Below are 17,482 nucleotides of genomic sequence, written 5' to 3'. Positions count from 1 at the left end.
GTGCCTCAACTACGTCTCGCACTGAATCAGATCGACTCGACCGTCGGTGATCTCGCCGGCAACTCCGAGGCGATCGTCCACTGGACCCGGCACTCCGCCGAACAGGGCGCCCATCTGGTGGCGTTCCCGGAGATGGTGCTGACCGGCTACCCCGTCGAGGACCTGGCCCTGCGCCCGTCCTTCGTCGAGGCCTCGCGGCAGGCGCTGCGCGCGCTCGCCGCCCGGCTCGACGCGGAGGGCTTCGGGGAACTGCCGGTCGTGGTCGGTTACCTCGACCGCTCCGAGACGGCCCAGCCCCGCTACGGCCAGCCCGCCGGCTCCCCGCGGAACGCCGCCGCGGTGCTGCACCGCGGGCAGGTCGCGCTGACCTTCGCCAAGCACCACCTCCCCAACTACGGCGTCTTCGACGAGTTCCGGTACTTCGTGCCGGGCGACTCGATGCCGGTCGTACGGGTCCACGGCGTCGACGTGGCGCTCGCGATCTGCGAGGACCTCTGGCAGGACGGCGGCCGGGTGCCGGCCGCGCGGGCCGCCGGCGCCGGGCTGCTGCTGTCGATCAACGCCTCGCCGTACGAGCGGGACAAGGACGACACCCGGCTGGAACTGGTCCGCAAGCGGGCCCAGGAGGCGGGCTGCACCACCGCGTACCTGGCGATGATCGGCGGCCAGGACGAGCTGGTCTTCGACGGCGACTCGATCGTCGTCGACCGGGACGGCGAAGTGATCGCCCGTGCCCCGCAGTTCGCCGAGGGCAGCGTCGTACTCGACCTGGAGCTGCCGGCCGCCGCCGCGGTGCCGCCGTCCGGTGTCGTCAACGACGGGCTGCGCATCGACCACGTGGTGCTCTCCGAGGAGCCCCTCCCGGCGTACCCGGCTGAGCTGGCCGGCGGGTACGCCGAGCGGCTGGACGACGACGAGGAGCTGTACTCGGCGCTGGTCGTGGGCCTGCGGGCGTACGCCGCCAAGAACGGCTTCAGCAGTGTGCTGATCGGGCTCTCCGGCGGGATCGACTCGGCGCTGGTCGCGGCGATCGCCTGCGACGCGCTGGGTGCGCAGAACGTGTACGGCATCTCGATGCCGTCGAAGTACTCCTCGGACCACTCCAAGGGCGACGCGGCCGAGCTGGCCCGCCGTACCGGGCTGAACTTCCGCACCGTACCGATCGAGCCGATGTTCGACGCGTACATGGGTGCGCTGGGGCTGACCGGTCTCGCCGAGGAGAACCTGCAGTCCCGGCTGCGCGGCACGATGCTGATGGCCGTCTCCAACCAGGAGGGCCAGATCGTCCTCGCGCCGGGCAACAAGTCCGAGCTGGCGGTCGGCTACTCGACGCTGTACGGCGACTCGGTCGGGGCGTACGGCCCGATCAAGGACGTCTACAAGACGTCGATCTTCCGCCTCGCGAAGTGGCGCAACCGGGCCGCCGAGGAGCGCGGGCAGACCCCGCCGATCCCGGAGGCGTCCATCGTCAAGCCGCCCAGCGCCGAGCTGCGCCCGGGACAGGTCGACACGGACTCGCTGCCCGACTACGACGTACTGGACCGGATCCTGGAGCTGTACGTCGACCGGGACCAGGGGCTGGACGAGATCGTCGCGGCCGGGTTCGACGCGGCGCTGGTGGCGAAGACGCTGCGGATGGTGGACACGGCGGAGTACAAGCGGCGGCAGTACCCGCCGGGCACGAAGATCTCCCCGAAGGGCTTCGGCAAGGACCGGCGGCTGCCGATCACCAACCGGTGGCGCGAGTCGGGCTGAGCGGGGCGCGGGCGCGGTGACCGGGTCCGCCCGGTCACCGCGCCCGCGCGTTTCAGCGCGCGTCCACCCGGGTGTCGTCCCGCGCGTCCGCACGGGCCACCACCGCGCGTCACAGCTCCACGCGCGCCACGATCGGCAGGTGGTCGCTGTCCGTCGCCGCGAGCGTCCACGAGGACATCGGTTCGACGCCCTTCACCAGGATCTGGTCGATCCGTGCCATCGGGAACGAGGCCGGCCAGCTGAAGCCGAAGCCGTCGCCGGCCGCGCCCTGGGTGGAGCGCATCTGGGAGGTGACTCCGTTCAGCGCGCGGTCGTTCATCGTGCCGTTGAGGTCGCCGAGCAGGATCACCTTGCCGAGCCGTTCGTCGGCGATGGCCTCGCCCAGGGCGTCCGCGCTGTCGTCGCGCTGGTTGGCGGTGAATCCGGCGTGCAGCTTGACCCGTACGGACGGCAGATGCGCCACGTAGACGGCGACCTCGCCCTTCGGGGTCGTCACCGTGGAGCGCATCGCCCGGGTCCAGCCCATCTTGATGTCGACCGGCTTCGTGCCGCTCATCGGGTACTTGCTCCACAGGCCGACGGTCCCCTGCACCGAGTGGTACGGGTAGCGGTCGGCGAGTGCCGCCTCGTACGTCGCCACCTTGCCGCTCGGCAGCTCCTCCAGGGCGATGACGTCGGCGCCGGAGTCCGCGACCTTCCGGGCGGTGCCCTTGGGGTCGGGGTTGTCGGCGTTGACGTTGTGGGTGGCCACGGTGAGGTCGCCGCCGCTGCCGGACTTGTCGGTCAGCAGGCCGCCGAAGACGTTGAACCAGACCACGACCGGCAGCAGCAGGGCGATCAGCGCGGTCGCCGAGCGGCGCACCAGGCCGAGGACCAGCAGCAGCGGGACGAACACCCCGATCCACGGCAGGAACGTCTCGGAGAGGCTGCCCAGGTTGCCGATGGCGTTCGGGATCCTGGAGTGGAAGACCATCACGAGGGTGAGGAGGACCGAGCAGAGGGCGAGGACGATGCCGCGCCGCCAGATGCCCGGGTCGCGGGTCCACCTGTCGCGCAGGTCCCGGAGGCGGGATCCCGTCCCGGCACGCTCCGGTTCCGCACGGTCGTTCCCGGTGTCCGCTCCGTACGCCTGCACCATCGCGCTGTCCTCACTGCCTTGCCCTGCATGTCGCCGCGTCCACGACCCTAGGCGATGGGCGGCGGGTTTCCTGCCGTCGACGACGGCCGTACTGCCACGAGGACGAAGGGCGGGGTCCGCCGGGTTCCGACCGGGCGGGGGCCATACGGGCTTGTGACAGAACGATCACAATCGGACGAGTCAGATTCCGGTTTCCGGGTCCGGGAGTGTCAGGCGCCCGGGAGTGCCGGGTGTCCGGGAGCGTCAGGCGTCGTCGGCCGGGCGGGGCGCCAGGCCCTCGACCAGGACCCGGACGATGCGGTCGGCGAGGTCCTCGGGCAGCGGCGCGTCGGGCCGGTGGACGGTGCGTACGAGCATGGGCCCCAGGAACAGGTCGTCCATCAGCCCCACGTCCAGGTCCGCGCGGAGTTCACCGGCGTCGACCGCGCGCTGCACGGCGGCCAGCATGGCGACGCGGCGGGGCGCGATGACGTTGCAGTGGTACTCCGCCCACAGCTTGGGGTGGCTCTTCATCTGCGCGAACACGTTGTGCAGCAGGACCGAGGAGCGCTGGGCCAGGCCGCGCCTGCGCAGCGATTCCAGCAGCAGCCGCAGGTCGTCGAGCCCGGCGGTGCCGGAGACGGCGGGTTCCGGCGGCTCCATGTCCCTCAGGACGTCGACGAAGAGTTCTTCCTTGCCGCTCCACCGCCGGTAGATGGTCGCCTTGCCGACCCCCGCGGTCCGGGCTATCCGCTCGATGGACAGGCCCGCCAGGGGCTCACCGGCCTCCAGCAGTTCGACGACGGCGTCCAGGATCGCCCGCTCGGCCGCCGCGCTGCGCGGCCGGCCCCGTCGTGGTTCCGGATCCTCCCGGAACGGCTGGTCCAGGTCCTGCGCCTGTGCCTGTATCCGCACGTTGCTCCACTCCTCAGTTCTTCCGGGCCGCCGGTCTCACCGGCCCGCCCCCGCCGCGCGCACCGACCGGTCGCCCTCGCCGGATCCGCCGGGCCCCGGTTCGGCGCGCGGCTTCCCCGGCAGGAACAGCGCGACCACGAGGGCGCCCACCAGGGCGATGGTCGCCGAACCGACGGCGGTGACATGCATGGCCTTCAGGAACGCGTCGTTGGCCGATGCGACCAGCGGGGCGCCCGCCGGGCCCATCTTGTCCGCGATGCCGAGCGTCGCCTCGATCGACTCCCCCGCCGCCGCCCTGGCACCGGCCGGGACCGCGCCGAGGTGCCCCTCGATGTCGCCCCGGTAGACGGTGGAGAGCACCGAGCCGAGCACGGCGACCCCGAGTGCCCCTCCGACCTGCCGGAAGGTGTTGTTGACGGCCGATCCGGAACCGGCCTTCTCCCGGGGCAGTGCCTGCATCACCGAGACGGTGACCGGCGTCATCACATGCGCCATGCCCGTGCCCTGGACGAAGAAGAGCAGACACAGCACCCAGACCGGTGTGGTGCCGTCGAACAGCGCGAACGCCGCCAGTCCGACCGCGACCAGCAGCATGCCGACGGTGCAGGTGGCGCGGGCGCCGAAGCGGTCGACGAACAGCCGGGCCCGGGGCGCGAAGATTATCTGGGTGGCGGCCAGCGGCAGCAGCATCAGACCCGCCTGGAGCGCGCTCCAGCCGCGCACGCTCTGCATGTAGAAGGCGGAGAAGAAGGTCACCCCCATCAGGGCGAAGAAGACCAGCGCTATGGCGGCGACGGCCGCGGCGAACGACGGCTCCTTGAAGTACGAGATGTCGATGGCCGGGTGGGTGGTGCGCTTCTCGTGCCAGACGAACCCGGCCAGGACGACCAGACCGCCGAGGCTCGACAGGAGCACGACGGGTTCGGTGAAGTCGGCGAGCTGGCCGCCGCGGATGATGCCGTACACCAGCATCACCAGGCCGACGATGGAGAGCACGACACCGAGCGGGTCGGTCCGGCCCGGGTTCGGGTCCTTGGAGTCCGGCACCAGCAGCACCATCGCGGCCAGCGCCACGATCACCACGGGCACATTGACCAGGAAGATCGAACCCCACCAGAAGTGTTCGAGCAGCAGTCCGCCGGTGATCGGTCCGATCGCGATGGCCACACCGACACTGCCCGCCCAGATGCCGATGGCCCTGGGCTGCTCGTCGCGCTCGAAGACGTTCATCAGGACGGCGAGGGTGGCCGGCATGACGAACGCGGCGCCGAGGCCCATCAGGGCACGCCAGGTGATCAGCTGGGCGGGTGAGCCGGACATGGCGGCCAGCGCGGAGCCGACGCCGAAGAGCAGGATGCCGAAGAGCAGCACCTTCTTGCGGCCGATGCGGTCGCCGAGCAGGCCTGCGGTGAAGAGGAGTCCGGCGAAGACGAGCGTGTAGGCGTTGATCGCCCATTCCAGCTCGCTCTGGGTGGCCCCGAGGCCCGTGGGTGCGGGGCTGGCGATGGTCTTGACCGCGACGTTCAGGATCGAGTTGTCCAGCACGACGATGAGCAGGCTGAACATCAGGACGACGAGGATCGCCCAGCGGCGACGGTGGACCGCCTCCGGGATCTGGGATTCGGCAGCACGAGCACCGGACGGCATCGACATGGCAAGGAGCTTATCCGATTTCGATACGAGACCGTCTCGTATTGGAAACATGTGACCGGTGAGGTCGCCTTCCGGCCATGCGTTCACCGTCATGTGCGGGCCCACTTCCCGTGGACCGTCACGGGATGCCACCATGGAACCGGTCCGGGGACGCCGTCAGGGCGCCTCGAGATGACGAAGGAGCCGTTCGCAATGTCGCTTCAGGCTGCGCGGAACCAGTCCGCAACATCCCCCGCGGGGGCCCCCACCGACAGCAGCAAGGCGCTGTACGGAGGCAAGAGCACCCGCCGTATCTCCATCCACGACATCGCCGCCGCCACCGAGCGCGGCGAGAAGTGGCCCATGCTCACCGCCTACGACGCGATGACCGCGTCCGTCTTCGACGAGGCCGGAATCCCGGTCATGCTCGTCGGCGACTCCATGGGCAACTGCCATCTCGGCTACGAGACCACCGTGCCCGTCACGATGGACGAGATCGCGATCCTGTCCGCCGCGGTCGTCCGGGGCACCAGGCGTGCCCTGATCGTCGCGGACCTGCCCTTCGGGGCGTACCAGGAGAGTCCGGTCCAGGCCCTGCGCAACGCCACCCGGCTGATCAAGGAGTCCGGCGTCGGCGCGGTCAAGCTGGAGGGCGGCGAGCGCAGCCACGAGCAGATCAAGCTGCTGGTCGACGCCGGAATCCCGGTCATGGCCCACATCGGCCTGACCCCGCAGTCCGTCAACGCGATGGGCTACCGGGTGCAGGGCCGCGGCGAGGAGGCCGCCCAGCAGATGCTGCGCGACGCCAAGGCCGTGCAGGACGCGGGCGCGTTCGCCGTCGTCCTGGAGCTCGTACCGGCCGAGCTGGCCGCCGAGGTCACCCGCACCCTGCACATCCCGACCGTCGGCATCGGCGCCGGCCCCGACACGGACGCCCAGGTGCTGGTCCACACCGACATGGTCGGGCTGACCGGCGGCAAGGTGCCGCGCTTCACCAAGCAGTACGCGAACCTGCGCAAGGTGCTGGGCGACGCGGCGAAGGAGTTCGCGGAAGAGGTCGTGGGCGGCGCCTTCCCGGCCGCCGAGCACACCTTCCACTAGTTCCACCGGGGCCCGGTCGCGCACCGGGTCCCCGGGCACGGACCACTGCCCGCACCACCGACAGCCCGCCGACATCCCCCATCGGCGGGCTGTCGGCCCGCTGTCGGTGGACTGTCGGTGGCGGCTGGTCCGATGGTCGGCATGACGCGAATCGACAAGAACCCCAGAAGCGGCACGAACGCCGTCGAGGTCCGGGGGCTGGTCAAGCACTACGGCACGACCAAGGCTCTGGACGGCGTGGACCTCGATGTCCGCGAAGGCACCGTGCTCGGTGTGCTCGGCCCCAACGGCGCCGGGAAGACCACGCTCGTACGCTGCCTCTCCACCCTGATAGTTCCCGACGCCGGGCACGCCACCGTGGCGGGCTACGACGTGGTGAAGCAGCCCCGGCAGCTGCGCCGCACCATCGGCCTGACCGGGCAGTACGCCTCGGTCGACGAGAAGCTCTCCGGCTGGGAGAACCTCTACATGATCGGGCGGCTGCTCGACCTGCCCCGCAAGGCCGCCCGGTCCCGCGCGGACGAGCTGCTGGAGCGCTTCTCGCTCACCGACGCGGCCAGGAAGGCCGCGATGGACTACTCCGGCGGCATGCGGCGCCGACTCGACCTGGCCGCCTCGATGATCGGCAGCCCGGCCGTCCTGTACCTGGACGAGCCGACGACGGGGCTGGACCCCCGCACCCGTAACGAGGTCTGGGACGAGGTGCAGCGGATGGTCGCGGAGGGGGCGACCGTGCTGCTCACCACCCAGTACATGGAAGAGGCCGAGCAGCTCGCCAACGAGCTGACCGTCATCGACAAGGGGAAGATCATCGCCCGCGGCGGTGTCGACGAGCTGAAGGCGAAGGTCGGCGGCCGCACCCTGCAGATCCGGCCCTCGGACCCGGCGCAGCTGGCCCCGATGGCGCAGGCCATCAGGGAGGCCGGTCTGGACGGTGTCGCGGGAGCGCAGGCCGTCCCGGACGAGGGCCTGCTGTACGTACCGATCCTCAGCGACGAACAGCTGACCTCCGTCATCGGCCTGCTCGGCACCCGGGGCTTCCCGCTGGCGCATGTCGCCACCGCGCTGCCCAGCCTGGACGAGGTGTTCCTGGCCATCACCGGCGAGAAGTCCGCTTCCGCCACCGACACGATCCCCGAGGAGGTCGCGGCATGAGCACGGCGACTCTGACACCCACGCCCACGCCCACCGAGTCCCCCCGGGCGAAGGCGGTCCACGACGAGGGCCGGATAGGGCTGCGGAACAATCTGCGCCACATCGGGGCGCTGGTGCGGCGCAACATGCTCCAGATCAAGAAGGATCCGGAGTCGATGTTCGACGCGCTCCTGATGCCGATCATCTTCACGCTGCTGTTCGTGTACGTCTTCGGCGGCTCGGTCGGCGGCAGCATGGGCGGCGGCCGGCAGGAGTATCTGAACTACCTGATACCCGGACTGATGGCGATGATGGGCATGAACATCGCCATGGCGGTCGGCTCCGGTGTCAACGACGACTTCCGCAAGGGCGTCATGGACCGGTTCCGGACGATGCCGATCGCCCGTTCCTCGGTGCTCATCGCGAAGATCGTGGTCGAGCTGGGCCGGATGTTGGTCGCCACCCTCATCCTGCTGGCCATGGGCTTCGCCCTCGGCATGGAGCTCCAGGAGTCGGTGCTCGGGCTGATCGGGGCCATCGCGCTGTCGGCCGCGTTCGGCGCCGCCATCATGTGGATCTTCATCCTGCTCGGGCTGACCATGAAGACGACCCAGGCGGTTCAGGGAATGGGGATGCTCGTGCTGATGCCCCTCCAGTTCGGCTCCTCGATCTTCGCCCCGACGAAGACGATGCCCGGCTGGCTCCAGACGTTCACCGACTACAACCCGCTGTCCAACCTGGCCGACGCCGCGCGCGCCCTGATGATGGGCGGCCCGCTCGCCCACTCGGTCCTGGTGACGCTCGGCTGGACCGTGGTCATCACCGCGGTGATGGCCCCGCTCGCGGTCTCCAGGTTCCGCAAGAAGTCCTGACGGACGGGGTCACTCCCGGTACGCGTCCACGAGGGCGGTGGCCTCTTCCAGGGAGAGGCCACCGCCCTCGGCGTACGCGGTCTCGTAGGCGGCCCGGCCGAGCACGGCGACGGCCAGTTCCTCCGCACGGGCCCAGTCGTCCCGCTCCATCGACGTCGGCACATGGCCCCGGGGCAGCAGCTCCCGGCCCGCCCCCAGCAGCCGGGCCGCGGTCGTGGCCCGCCGCTCGCCGCCGAGGCCGGCCAACGAGCGGGCGAGGGAGACGAGATGGATGACGGACATCTGCGGCGCCACCAGCTGCGACAGCCGGTCGTGGGACCGCTCCAGCGCCACCAGGCCCCGGGGCAGGGCGTCCGTGTACAGCCCGTCCTGGTTGTCCAGCCAGGCCACCGCGCCCAGTACGATCCCCTCGAAGATCGCCATGGTCTCGGAGCGGAACTCCTCGCGCAGTACGGCCAGTTGCTCGCGCGCCTCGCCGGTGCGGCCACTGCGGCCCAGCCACATGGCCAGATGGAGCCGGGCGATGGACCTCGCATCGAGCCTCTCGGCGATCACCTCGCGCAGGATCGCCTCGCCCTCGGCGCCGCGGTCCATCTCGGTGAGCACGGCCGCGTATCTGGTGCGCAGGACCGCCACCTGGGAGGGTGCGCCCAGTTTGTTCGCATAGCCGATCGCGGCCTGGTAGTCCTCGGCCGCGCGCGCGTACTCGCCGCGCCGCTCGTGGGCCTCGCCCCGTGCCGAGAGCGATTCGGCGACGCCCCAGTCGTCACCGATCCGGCTGAAGAGCGCCAGGCTCTCGTCGGCGTCCGTGCGCGCCTCGCCCGACCACTCGGGCCGGTTGGCCAGCACGTTGGCCCGCGTCTGGAGGGCCGCGGCGAGCTCCCATTCGTAGCCGAACTCCCGGCAGGCGCGGACCGTCTCGTCCAGCAGCCCGCGCAGCCTGCCGGTCTCCCCGACGAGCATGACCGCGAAGAACCAGAGCGATGCCGGGACCCGGCAGGTCTGCGGCTGGCCGGCCCGGTAGGTTTTCGCGATGACACGCAGCCGGACCATGCTCGGCTCGTCGGTCCACCTCTCCGTGGCGTGCTCCATGCTGACCAGCCGGATCAGGCCCGCCTGGCGGCGTGCCTCCTGGAGCAGCTCGGGCCCCATGGGCGGCGGTGCGTCGGTGCAGCGTTCGGGGATGGAGGGCGCGGGCTCGGCAGGCGGGGCGAAGGGGTCGGGGCCCAGCGCGGCGGCGGCTTCGGCCCAGTGCAGCGCGTCGCCGCTCAGGTCGCGCATCTGCCAGTACCAGCACAGCGAGAGCACCATGCAGAGCGCCTCCTGCTCGTCGCGCGCGGCGACGGCGTTGCGCAGGGCGGTGCGGATGTTCTCGTACTCGCGCTGGAGGAGCTCGATGGCGGACCGCTGTCCGGCGCCGCGGAGCCGGGGCTCCGTGGTACGGACCAGCTCCCGGAAGAACACCAGGTGGCGCCGGACCACGGGGCCCCGTTCCGCCGCCTCGTCGAGCCGGGCGGCGGTGTACTCGCCGACGGTCTCCAGCAGCCGGTAGCGCATCTCGCCGTCCTCGGCGGGCGCGGCGACGACGAGCGATTTGTCGACGAGGGAGCCGAGCAGCCCGGCGACCTCGCGCGCCTCCCGGGGCCCGTCCGCGCAGACCGCCTCGGCCGCGGTCAGGGTGCAGCCGCCCGCGAAGACGGAGAGCCGGCGCAGCACGGCGCGCTCGGATTCGTCGAGCAGGTCCCAGGACCAGTCGACGACGGCGCGCAGGGTCTGCTGGCGGGGCAGTACGGTGCGGGCTCCGCTGGTGAGCAGGCGGAACCGGTCGTCGAGCCGGTCGGCGATCTGGCGCGGGGTGAGCATCCGCAGCCGGGCGGCGGCGAGTTCGATGGCGAGCGGCAGCCCGTCGAGGCGGCGGCAGATCTCCGCCGCGGCGGCCGCGGTCTCCTCGTCGGCGTCGGTCCGGAAGCCCGGCCGGGCGGCGGCGCCGCGGTCGGCGAACAGGCGCAGCGCCATCGGGTCGGGCAGCGGTTCGACGGGGCGGACGAACTCGCCCGGCACGCCGAGGGGTTCACGGCTGGTCGCAAGGACGGTGAGGTGCGGGCAGTGGGCGAGCAGGTGGTCGGCGAGGGCGGCGGCGGCCCCGACGAGGTGTTCGCAGTTGTCCAGGAGCAGCAGCATGCGGCGCCGGGAGCAGTGCTCGGTGAGGCGTACGAGGGGGTCGCTCGCGTTTCCCTCGGCGACCCTGAGCTCCTCGGCGCCGGCGCCGCGCAGGACGGTCTCTCGGGCGCCGAGCGCGGTCAGCACGGCCTCCGGCACCGCCTCGGGATCGTCGACGGGGGCGAGTTCGGCCAGCCAGACACCGTCCGGCCAGGCGGGCGCGACGGATTCGGCGGCCTCCTGGGAGAGCCGGGTCTTGCCCGCGCCGCCGGGGCCCAGGAGGGTGACGAGACGGGCGTGCGAGAGGTCCTCGCGCAGGACGTCGATATCGCCCTCGCGCCCGACGAAACTGGTCAGCCGGGCCCGGAGGTTGCCCTGCGGTGCGGCGGGGGCCCCGGTGCGGGCGGGCGGGTGCGGGGCGGCCGGTGCGGCCGGGCGCGCGGGCTCCTGGCGGAGCAGCTCGGCGTGGAGCGAGCGCAGCTCGGGGCCGGGGTCGGTGCCGAGACGGTCGGCGAGCACGGTGCGCACCTCGTCGTAGGCGGCCAGCGCCTGCGCCGTGCGCCCGGCGTCGCGCAGGGCCCGCAGCCGCAGCGCCTGAAGGGGTTCGTCGATCGGGTGCTCGGCGCACAGGGCGGCCAGTTCGGGCAGGGCCTCGTCCGCGTGGCCGAGCGCGAGGTCCGCGCGGAGCCTGTTGCGGCGGGCGTCCAGCCGCCGGGCCTCCCAGCGGGCCGCGTCGGCGCCGCGGTCGGGCAGATCGGCCAGGACCGGGCCGCGCCACAGGCCGAGCGCGTCGTCGAGCACGGTCCGGGCCTTCGCCGCGTCGCCCTCCTCCAGCGCCCGCGCCCCCTCCCCCGCGAGCCGCTCGAAGCGGTGGAGGTCGATGGCGTCCGGCTCGGCGGCCAGCCGGTAGCCGCTGTCCGCGGAGACCACCGCGTCGTGGCCGACGGCCCGCCGGAGCCGGCCGACGAGCGCCTGGAGGGCGCCCACCGCGTCGGCGGGCGGCTCGCCGTCCCACACCTCGTCGACGAGCACGGTGGCCGGGACGGTGCGGCCGGGGCGCAGCGCGAGGACGGCGAGCAGGGCGCGCAGCCGCGCCCCGCCGAGGGCGACGGCCGTGCCGTCGTCGCGAAGTGCCCGGGTCGTTCCGAGGATGCAGTAGCGCACCGGCCTATTGTCCGTGACCGGGATCGGGATGGGCACACACGTCCGACCGTGCCCCTGTGCGCGGTGTTCCTGGATCGTTCGTCATGCCCCCACCCTTTACGGAACCACCGCCCCGGCGCGAGACGTTTGTGGCGTGTCGGCGGTACGGTCGGGCTCGCCGCCCGCCTTGCCGTTCCCTTCCGGCCACCCTTCAGGAGTTCGCCGATGACCACCGCAGCAGCCCGCAGCGACCGGCGGATCAGCCCGGTCTTCCTCGGGATCGTCGCCGTGACGGCGGTGTCGGGATGGGCGGTGTGGACGGGCACCGGATATCCGTACGGCCTCGCGGTCTTCGTCTTCGTCACGGGGGCGTGGGTGGTCTCGCTCTGCCTGCACGAGTACGCGCACGCCCGCACCGCGCTGCACAGCGGGGACCTCTCGGTCGGCGCGAAGGGCTACCTCAGCCTCAATCCACTCGCCTACACGCACGCTCTGCTCAGCATCGTGCTGCCGGTGCTGTTCGTGATCATGGGCGGTATCGGTCTGCCCGGCGGCGCCGTCTTCATCGAGCGGGGGCGGATCCGCGGTCGTTGGAGGCACAGCCTGATCTCGGCGGCGGGCCCACTGACGAATGTGCTGTTCGCGCTGGTGTGCACGGCGCCGTTCTGGCTGCACGCGCTGGGCGGCGTCCCGAGGGAGTTCCGGTACGCGCTGGCGTTCCTGGCCCTGCTCCAGGTCACCGCGGCGATCCTGAACTTCCTACCGGTCCCCGGACTGGACGGGTACGGGGTGATCGAGCCCTGGCTGTCGTACCGGATCCGGCGCCAGGTGGAACCGTTCGCGCAGTTCGGGCTGCTCGCGGTGTTCGGCGTGCTGTGGATCCCGGAGGTCAACCACGTCTTCTTCGACATGGTCCACGGTGTGCTGGATTCGCTGGGCGTGAACGGCCTGGGGACGGAGTGCGGCCGCGCCGCCTACCGGTTCTGGGAGAACTGGAACGAGGAGTATCCGGTCTGCGCGGTCGGCCCGTGACCCGGCGGACCGGCCGTCATTCGGCGGTCTGTGCGCGCTGCCGGCGCAGGTAGAACCACGCCATGTTGGACGAGAGCCCGGCCAGCAGCACCCAGACGATCCCGAGCAGGCTGCCCTGGGCGAACGAGATCACGGCCGCGACGACGGCCAGGACACAGACGGTGATGGCGTAGAGAGCGAGTCGGGGCATGGGGGGCGGCTCCTGTCGGGGGTGAGCACGGTCCCGTCCAGTGTCCCCCATGCCCCTTTCCGCTCGCCGCAGGGTGGGTCCGGGAGCGGCTCCGGCTCACACGTCGGTGGTGGCCGGTCCGGCTCGGACGGCGCTGGTGGCCGGTCCGGCTCAGACGTCGGTGGTGGCCGGTCCGGCTCAGACGTCGGTGGTACGGAGCCCGGCGTGCGCCTTGTAGCGGCGGTTGACCGAGATCAGGTTGGCGACCAGCGACTCCACCTGGTGCGCGTTGCGCAGCCGCCCGGCGAAGATGCCGCGCATGCCGGGGATCCGGCCGGCCAGCGCCTGTACGAGGTCGGTGTCGGCGCGGGCCTCGCCCAGCACCAGCACATCGGTGTCGATCTCCTCGATGGCCTCGTCCTGCAACAGCACCGCCGAGAGGTGGTGGAAGGCGGCGGTGACCCGGGACTCCGGCAGCAGGGCGGCGGCCTGCTCGGCGGCGCTGCCCTCCTCGGGCTTCAGCGCGTAGGCGCCCTTCTTGTCGAAGCCGAGCGGGTTGACGCAGTCGATGACGAGCTTGCCCGCAAGTTCGTCCCGCAGCGACTCCAGGGTCTTGGCATGGCCGTCCCACGGCACGGCGACGATCACGATGTCGCTGCGGCGGGCGCACTCCGCGTTGTCCGCGCCCTCGACGCCGTGCCCCAGCTCCTCGGCGGCGCTCCGCGCACGGTCGGCGGCCCGGGAGCCGATGATCACCTGCTGCCCGGCGCGGGCGAACCGGTAGGCCAGGCCGCGCCCCTGGGGGCCGGTGCCACCGAGCACCCCGACGGTCAGCCCGGAGACGTCGGGAAGGTCCCAGGGGTCCTTGGCGGGGGGCTTGGCCGCGCTGTCACTGCCATTCGTAGTCATGGCTCCGACATTACTGCCCGCCACGGAGCGGGACCCGGTGTCACCCCTCGTTCCACGTTCGACTGGTTCGGAGCCGTTCCCCGGTGCCGGGCACGGGTCCTGGGGCATGATGCCGGGCCATGGATGCCGTACGCGTCGCCCTGCTCCGTGAAGTGCTCGCCGGGACCGAGTGGCCCGCCGCCACCCGGCGGTTCGCCGGAGCGCTGAGGTCGTCCGTCGTCCCGCACGGCGGCGGTCTGCTGCTGGTGGGGACGGCGGCGTACGAACCCTGGCATCTGGCCGCGCATCTGGTCGACGAGTCCACCTGGTCCGGGCTGCCCGAGTTGGCCCCCACCCTGGTACGCCACCGGGTGGAGCCGGGCGGCCCCGCGCATCTGGCCGTCGGTCTGGGCCGGATCGAGGCGGCCGGGCGGGGCGAGACGCTGCTCCTGGTTGCCCCGGAGCGGCCCGGCGCGGGGCTGCTGGAGCGGGTGCACGACGCGCGGCGCGCGGGGGCCACGGTGCTCTCGCTGAACGACGGCGACCCGGAGGTGCGCGGGCTCGCCCACGAGACGCTCGCGGTGACCGGCGGCGGCGACGTCGACCTGGACACCGTGCAGCATCTGGTGAGCGCGGCGGCCGGGGAGAACAGCGCCCCCGCGCCGCGTGGCCGCCGCGGCTTCCGGGACCGGCTGTCCCGGCTCGCCGATCAGCTGACGTCCCCTCCTCCCGCCCGCTGGTGAGAGCCCGGCGGCCGGGCAGAGGGGCCGCCGCGGAAATTCCGTTGCGGCGGCACCTGTCGCGCCGGAGCATGGGCCCCCGTGACCACTGCTCCGTCCCCGGCCGCCCGGCTGGCCGCTCTGCTGCCCGATCTCTCGCCCCTGCGCTCCTCCACCGACTTCCGGCTGCTGTGGGTCCAGGGCCTGGTGACGTACTTCGGCAGCTTCATGGCGATGATCGCGCTGCCGCTCCAGATCAAGGAGCTGACGGGTTCGCCGCTGGCCGTCGGTGTGATGGGCGCGGTCGAGCTGGTGCCGCTGGTCGTCTTCGGTCTGTACGGCGGGGCGCTCGCGGACTCCGCGGACCGCCGCAAGGTGATCCTGGCCACGGAGGCGGGACTGGGGCTGCTCGCTCTGGTGCTCCTGGGGAACGCGGCGCTGTCCGGTCCGATGCTCTGGCCGCTCTACCTGGTCGCGGCCGGGGTCTCCGCGCTCGCCGGGCTCCAGCGGCCCGCGCTGGACTCCCTGATGGCCCGGATCGTGCCGCACGAGCAGCTGACCGCGGCCGCCGCGCTGAACTCGTTGCGCTGGCAGTTCGGCGCGATCACCGGTCCCGCGGTGGCGGGCCTCGTGGTGGCCTACGCCGGGCACGCCACGGCGTACGCGGTCACGGTGGCCACGTTCGCCGTCTCCGTGCTCCTGTGTCTGCGCCTGACGCCTGCACCGCCTGCCCGGGACAACGCGAAGCCGTCGCTGCGCGGCATCGTGGAGGGCGCGAAGTACGCCTGGAGCCGACCGGTGCTGCTGGGGACGTACGCGGTCGACATGGCCGCGATGTTCTTCGCCTTCCCGAACGCGATCTTCCCGTTCCTGGCGGACGACCTGCACGCCGACTGGTCGCTGGGCCTGATGTACGCCGCGGACTCGGTCGGATCGCTGGTGCTGGGGCTGACCAGTGGCTGGACGTCCCGGGTGCGGCGGCACGGGCTGTTCGTGGTCTTCGGGGCGGCGGTCTGGGGGCTGGCCATCGCGGCGGCCGGGTGGTTCGGCAATGTGTGGCTGGTGCTGGTCTGCCTGGCGGTGGCGGGCGCGGGCGACATGCTCAGCGGTCTCGGCCGCTCCACGATCTGGAACCAGACCATCCCGGAGGAGCTGCGGGGCCGGCTGGCGGGCATCGAGGTGCTCTCGTACAGCATCGGCCCGCAGCTGGGCCAGGTGCGGGCCGGTGCGATGGCGGGCTGGACGGGGACCCGCTCGGCGATCTGGAGCGGCGGCGTGGCGTGCGTGGCCTCGGTCGCGCTGCTCACGGCAGCGCTTCCGAAGCTGCTCACCTACGACTCCGAGACGGACGAGGACGCGCTGCGCAGGCGGGAAGCCAGGAAGTCCAGCCCGTCCGCCGCCTGAGAGCCTGTCGGGTGACCTCGGATCGGATAGCGGACGCGGTCTGGTGCGTGCGATTCCAAGGCGGAGGAGGGAGTCGACGCGGAGCGTTGGCGACCGACGACAACGCGGGAAGCATGCGTGCCAGGGCGTGGCCGCCCGGTCGGAGGTCACCCGACAGGCTCTGAGGAGCGGGCCCCCGGGGCGGGGGCCCGGCTCGGCACCCCGGGTCATGCCTCCGGATCGGGCGGCGTGCCCCCGTCATGCCACTTGGGGTCGTTCTCCCACTCCAGGTTCCGCTCCCGGGCGGTGTCCATGGCGTGCTGTGCCTCCTCGCGGGAGGTGTACGGCCCGAAACGGTCCTTGGCCGGGCACTCGGGGCCCTCCTCGACCTTGTGATGCTCCAGGCAGTAGTACCACTCGCCCGGCTTGCCGACCGTGCGCTTCTTGAACAGGGCCATCAGCGGCTCCTTCCCTCGGGGCCATGCTGCCCCAAGCGCGCTGGTTAGACTCGCTGACATGTCTGGCCAGTCGCTGCTCGCACCCGGGGAGATCACTCCCATCCGCTCCGTGCCCGGAAAGATCCGGCGCCCCGAATACGTGGGCAAGCCGGCCCCCACCCCGTACACCGGTCCGGAGGTCCAGGACACCGACACCGTCGAGCGCATGCGCGTCGCCGGCCGGATCGCCGCGCAGGCGATGGCGGAGGCCGCGAAGCACATCGCCCCGGGTGTCACCACGGACGAACTCGACCGGGTCGCCCATGAGTTCATGTGCGACCACGGCGCGTACCCGTCGACGCTCGGCTACCGCGGGTTCCCCAAGTCGCTCTGCACCTCGCTCAACGAGGTGATCTGCCACGGCATCCCGGACTCCACGGTGCTGCGCGACGGCGACATCGTGAACCTCGACGTCACGGCGTACATCGGCGGTGTGCACGGCGACAACAACGCCACGTATCTCTGCGGCGACGTGGACGAGGAGTCCCGGCTCCTCGTGGAGCGCACCGAGGAGTCGCTGAACCGGGCGATCAAGGCGGTCCGGCCGGGGCGGCAGGTCAATGTGATCGGGCGGGTCATCGAGTCGTACGCCAAGCGCTTCGGCTACGGGGTGGTGCGGGACTTCACCGGTCACGGGATCAATTCCTCGTTCCACTCCGGCCTGATCATTCCGCACTACGACAGCCCACACGCGACCACCGTGATGCAGCCCGGAATGACGTTCACCATCGAGCCGATGCTGACGCTGGGCAGCCACGACTACGACATGTGGGACGACGGCTGGACCGTGGTGACGAAGGACCGCAAGCGCACCGCGCAGTTCGAGCACACGCTGGTGGTGACGGAGACGGGCGCCGAGATCCTTACGCTCCCCTAGTCCCAATACCGGTGATTTAGGTCTTTTTCCGGGAGGTTGGGGCTGGTTTGGTGGGTCCGACGAGGGTGACTACTGGGGTGTCCGGCCG

15 protein-coding genes are annotated in these 17,482 nt (G+C 71.8%); 8 read left to right on the top strand and 7 right to left on the bottom strand.

Annotation, left to right across the window (positions count from 1 at the left end):
* Positions 1-1,755: an NAD+ synthase gene (locus OG611_RS15820; RefSeq protein WP_266420040.1), complete on the top strand. Its 1,755-nt coding sequence runs from the start codon at positions 1-3 to the stop codon at positions 1,753-1,755.
* Positions 1,756-1,864: 109 nt separating this feature from the next.
* Here OG611_RS15820 and OG611_RS15815 read toward each other — a convergent pair whose 3' ends face one another.
* From OG611_RS15815 to OG611_RS15805, 3 genes are all read right to left on the bottom strand, one after another.
* Positions 1,865-2,893 carry an endonuclease/exonuclease/phosphatase family protein gene (locus OG611_RS15815; RefSeq protein WP_266420037.1) on the bottom strand — a complete coding sequence of 343 codons (1,029 nt, stop codon included), beginning with the start codon at positions 2,891-2,893 and terminating at the stop codon, positions 1,865-1,867.
* Positions 2,894-3,136: 243 nt separating this feature from the next.
* Positions 3,137-3,787, bottom strand: coding sequence for a TetR/AcrR family transcriptional regulator (locus OG611_RS15810; RefSeq protein WP_266420034.1), 651 nt, complete (start codon positions 3,785-3,787; stop codon positions 3,137-3,139).
* A gap of 36 nt (positions 3,788-3,823) precedes the next feature.
* Positions 3,824-5,440, bottom strand: coding sequence for an MFS transporter (locus OG611_RS15805; protein ID WP_266420031.1), 1,617 nt, complete (start codon positions 5,438-5,440; stop codon positions 3,824-3,826).
* Between the two features lie 192 nt (positions 5,441-5,632).
* Between OG611_RS15805 and panB the strand changes: the two genes are divergently transcribed.
* From panB to OG611_RS15790, 3 genes are all read left to right on the top strand, one after another.
* Positions 5,633-6,520, top strand: a complete 888-nt coding sequence (panB, locus tag OG611_RS15800) for a 3-methyl-2-oxobutanoate hydroxymethyltransferase (protein ID WP_266420028.1) — start codon at positions 5,633-5,635, stop codon at positions 6,518-6,520.
* 132 nt (positions 6,521-6,652) lie between these two features.
* On the top strand, positions 6,653-7,675 hold the full coding sequence (locus OG611_RS15795) for an ATP-binding cassette domain-containing protein (protein ID WP_266425925.1): 1,023 nt from the start codon (positions 6,653-6,655) through the stop codon (positions 7,673-7,675).
* Entirely contained in the window at positions 7,672-8,526 is an 855-nt protein-coding gene (locus OG611_RS15790; protein WP_266420026.1) for an ABC transporter permease, read from the top strand. The genes OG611_RS15795 and OG611_RS15790 overlap by 4 nt, the downstream gene beginning before the upstream one ends.
* A 9-nt stretch (positions 8,527-8,535) precedes the next feature.
* Here OG611_RS15790 and OG611_RS15785 read toward each other — a convergent pair whose 3' ends face one another.
* Positions 8,536-11,850, bottom strand: a complete 3,315-nt coding sequence (locus tag OG611_RS15785) for a BTAD domain-containing putative transcriptional regulator (RefSeq protein ID WP_266420024.1) — start codon at positions 11,848-11,850, stop codon at positions 8,536-8,538.
* 204 nt (positions 11,851-12,054) lie between these two features.
* Between OG611_RS15785 and OG611_RS15780 the strand changes: the two genes are divergently transcribed.
* Complete coding sequence (locus tag OG611_RS15780; protein WP_266420022.1) at positions 12,055-12,861, top strand: site-2 protease family protein; 807 nt, start codon at positions 12,055-12,057, stop codon at positions 12,859-12,861.
* A 16-nt stretch (positions 12,862-12,877) separates the two neighbouring features.
* On the opposite strand, the gene OG611_RS15775 is transcribed toward OG611_RS15780, so the two are convergent.
* Together OG611_RS15775 and npdG are read right to left on the bottom strand one after the other, a co-directional pair.
* The gene (locus tag OG611_RS15775) at positions 12,878-13,102 is read right to left on the bottom strand and encodes a hypothetical protein (protein ID WP_266420019.1); all 225 of its coding nucleotides are present in this window, start codon (positions 13,100-13,102) and stop codon (positions 12,878-12,880) included.
* Positions 13,103-13,228: 126 nt separating this feature from the next.
* Positions 13,229-13,939: an NADPH-dependent F420 reductase gene (gene npdG, locus OG611_RS15770; RefSeq protein ID WP_266420017.1), complete on the bottom strand. Its 711-nt coding sequence runs from the start codon at positions 13,937-13,939 to the stop codon at positions 13,229-13,231.
* 119 nt (positions 13,940-14,058) lie between these two features.
* Here npdG and OG611_RS15765 point away from each other — a divergent pair, with 119 nt between their 5' ends.
* Together OG611_RS15765 and OG611_RS15760 are read left to right on the top strand one after the other, a co-directional pair.
* Positions 14,059-14,661, top strand: a complete 603-nt coding sequence (locus tag OG611_RS15765) for a hypothetical protein (protein WP_266420013.1) — start codon at positions 14,059-14,061, stop codon at positions 14,659-14,661.
* Between the two features lie 78 nt (positions 14,662-14,739).
* Positions 14,740-16,041 carry an MFS transporter gene (locus OG611_RS15760; protein ID WP_266420010.1) on the top strand — a complete coding sequence of 434 codons (1,302 nt, stop codon included), beginning with the start codon at positions 14,740-14,742 and terminating at the stop codon, positions 16,039-16,041.
* 206 nt (positions 16,042-16,247) lie between these two features.
* Here the strand turns inward: OG611_RS15760 and OG611_RS15755 are convergent, their stop codons facing one another.
* The gene (locus OG611_RS15755; RefSeq protein WP_266420007.1) at positions 16,248-16,478 is read right to left on the bottom strand and encodes a hypothetical protein; all 231 of its coding nucleotides are present in this window, start codon (positions 16,476-16,478) and stop codon (positions 16,248-16,250) included.
* Between the two features lie 58 nt (positions 16,479-16,536).
* Here OG611_RS15755 and map point away from each other — a divergent pair, with 58 nt between their 5' ends.
* Positions 16,537-17,394 (top strand): type I methionyl aminopeptidase, encoded by an 858-nt coding sequence (gene map / locus OG611_RS15750; protein WP_266420004.1) that lies wholly within the window; start codon positions 16,537-16,539, stop codon positions 17,392-17,394.
* Positions 17,395-17,482 lie beyond the last annotated feature (88 nt).

It is taken from the genome of Streptomyces sp. NBC_01363 (assembly GCF_026340595.1).
Classification (GTDB): domain Bacteria; phylum Actinomycetota; class Actinomycetes; order Streptomycetales; family Streptomycetaceae; genus Streptomyces.
The sequence above is the reverse complement of the archived record's forward strand: the minus strand, read 5'-3'. Positions and strand labels throughout refer to the sequence as shown.